The organism is Mesorhizobium sp. M4A.F.Ca.ET.050.02.1.1 (assembly GCF_003997725.1).
Taxonomy (GTDB): domain Bacteria; phylum Pseudomonadota; class Alphaproteobacteria; order Rhizobiales; family Rhizobiaceae; genus Mesorhizobium.
In genome coordinates this window covers 1-1,887 of record NZ_RZSG01001009.1, presented here as the reverse complement: position 1 = coordinate 1,887, position 1,887 = coordinate 1, and the positions used below count along the sequence as shown (strand labels likewise).

The following is a 1,887-nucleotide window of genomic DNA, read 5'->3' as shown; positions in this document are numbered from 1 at the left end:
CCGCAATCCGCCATCCCTGCCATCGCCGACGGCGGTGGTTTCTCCAGTCAGTCTCGCCCAGGCGCACATTGCCTTCTCCTGCATTTGCCCGATCAGGATTTCTTCGCTACAAGCTCAACCTAACTTGAGGTCAAGCGGAAAGTGGGAGATGGCTCCAGCAACGGAACTGACGGTCGGCCAGGTGGCCATGCGCAGCGGCGTGGCTGTATCGGCGCTGCATTTCTACGAGACGCGCGGACTGATCCGCAGCCACCGCACGGCGGGCAACCAGCGGCGCTACGGCCGCGACGTGCTGCGGCGCGTGGCGATCATCCGCGTCGCCCAGGAAGTCGGCATCTCGCTGGCCGAAATCGCCACGGCGCTGCAATCCCTGCCCGAGGGCCGCACGCCGACGCGCGAGGATTGGAATCTACTTTCGACGGCTTGGCGCAACGGGCTCGACCACAAGATCAACCAGCTGAAGAAGCTGCGCGACGGCCTGAGCGACTGCATCGGCTGCGGCTGCATGTCGATCGACAGATGCCCGCTCAGGAACAAGGAAGACCGGCTGGCGCGGGAGGGCACCGGAGCGCGAAGGCTGATAGCGCGCTGATCACCCCACTGGGGCCGCCACTCTCAATCCGCCGCCGGCAGCCGCCTTATCGTGAATTCGATGACGTCGCCTGGCCGCTCGAACCAGCTTTCGATCTCGGTCCAGTAGGCCTGCTTGGGGAAGCGCTCGAACCATTCCTTGGCCTTCAGGCGGGCGTCCGAACGCGGCAGGATGAAGGTCTCGCGCAGGAAGCCGTCGCGCGGCATGCGCTCGCGCTCGGCGCGCGAGCGGTCGAGCCTTTTCTTCAAGCCATCCAGCGGCGGTCTTGCCGGGGTGCGCACGAAGGAACTCCTTGCACCGTGGTCGGGACTTGACCCTTGCTCCTAAGAGATTAGGGATCGCGCCCGGAAAAGACGAGTCCTTTATCGTCCGCGACTGGAGACCTGATTTTGGAACGACCTGAAATACCGGTGGGCCTGCCGGCCGACATCGAGCAGAAGAAGATGAAGGCCCGCCTGTGGTTCGAAGCGTTGCGCGAGCGCATCTGCGCCGCCTTCGAGCAGATCGAGCAGGATCTGACGGGTCCGCTGGTTTCATGGTCGCCTGGCCATTTCGAGAAGACCCCCTGGGAGCGCGACGATGGCAAGGGCGGCGGCGGCACCATGTCGATGATGTATGGCCGCGTCTTCGAGAAGGTCGGCGTCCACACCTCGACCGTCTACGGCGAGTTCTCGCCCGAGTTCAGGAAACAGATGCCGGGCGCGGAGGAGGATCCACGCTTCTGGGCAAGCGGCATCTCGCTGATCGCGCATCCTTGGAACCCGAACGTGCCGGCGGTGCACATGAACACGCGCATGGTCGTCACCTCGCGCCAGTGGTTCGGCGGCGGCGCCGACCTGACGCCGGTGCTCGACCGTCGCCGCGTCCAGGACGACCCGGATACGCTCGCCTTTCACCGCGCCATGCAATTTGCCTGCGAGAAGAACGCCGGCGTCGCCGACTACGCCAAATTCAAGGCCTGGTGCGACGAATATTTCTATCTGCCGCACCGCAACGAGCCGCGCGGCACCGGCGGCATTTTCTTCGACTGGCTGCATTCGGGCGAGGACAAGGGCGGTTGGGATGCCGATTTCAACTTTGTCCAGGATGTCGGGCGCTCTTTTCTCGTCGTCTACGGACACCTGGTAAGGGGCAATTTCAACGACAACTGGACCGACGGCGACCGTGACGAACAACTCATTCGGCGGGGCCGCTACGTCGAATTCAACTTGCTTCACGATCGCGGCACCATCTTCGGGCTGAAGACCGGCGGCAATGTCGCCTCGATCCTGTCCCGCCTGCCGCCCGCGGTCCGA

3 protein-coding genes are annotated in these 1,887 nt (G+C 64.2%); 2 read left to right on the top strand and 1 reads right to left on the bottom strand.

Annotation, left to right across the window (positions count from 1 at the left end; translation table 11 throughout):
- Positions 1–148: 148 nt before the first annotated feature.
- Positions 149–592: a redox-sensitive transcriptional activator SoxR gene (gene soxR / locus EOA33_RS34330; protein WP_126058665.1), complete on the top strand. Its 444-nt coding sequence runs from the start codon at positions 149–151 to the stop codon at positions 590–592.
- A gap of 23 nt (positions 593–615) precedes the next feature.
- Here soxR and EOA33_RS34325 read toward each other — a convergent pair whose 3' ends face one another.
- Positions 616–873 carry a hypothetical protein gene (locus tag EOA33_RS34325; protein ID WP_126058664.1) on the bottom strand — a complete coding sequence of 86 codons (258 nt, stop codon included), beginning with the start codon at positions 871–873 and terminating at the stop codon, positions 616–618.
- Positions 874–981: 108 nt separating this feature from the next.
- On the opposite strand from EOA33_RS34325, the gene hemF reads away from it, so the two are divergent.
- Positions 982–1,887: oxygen-dependent coproporphyrinogen oxidase (gene hemF / locus EOA33_RS34320; protein ID WP_127407625.1), on the top strand; the 906-nt coding region annotated here is incomplete at its 3' end.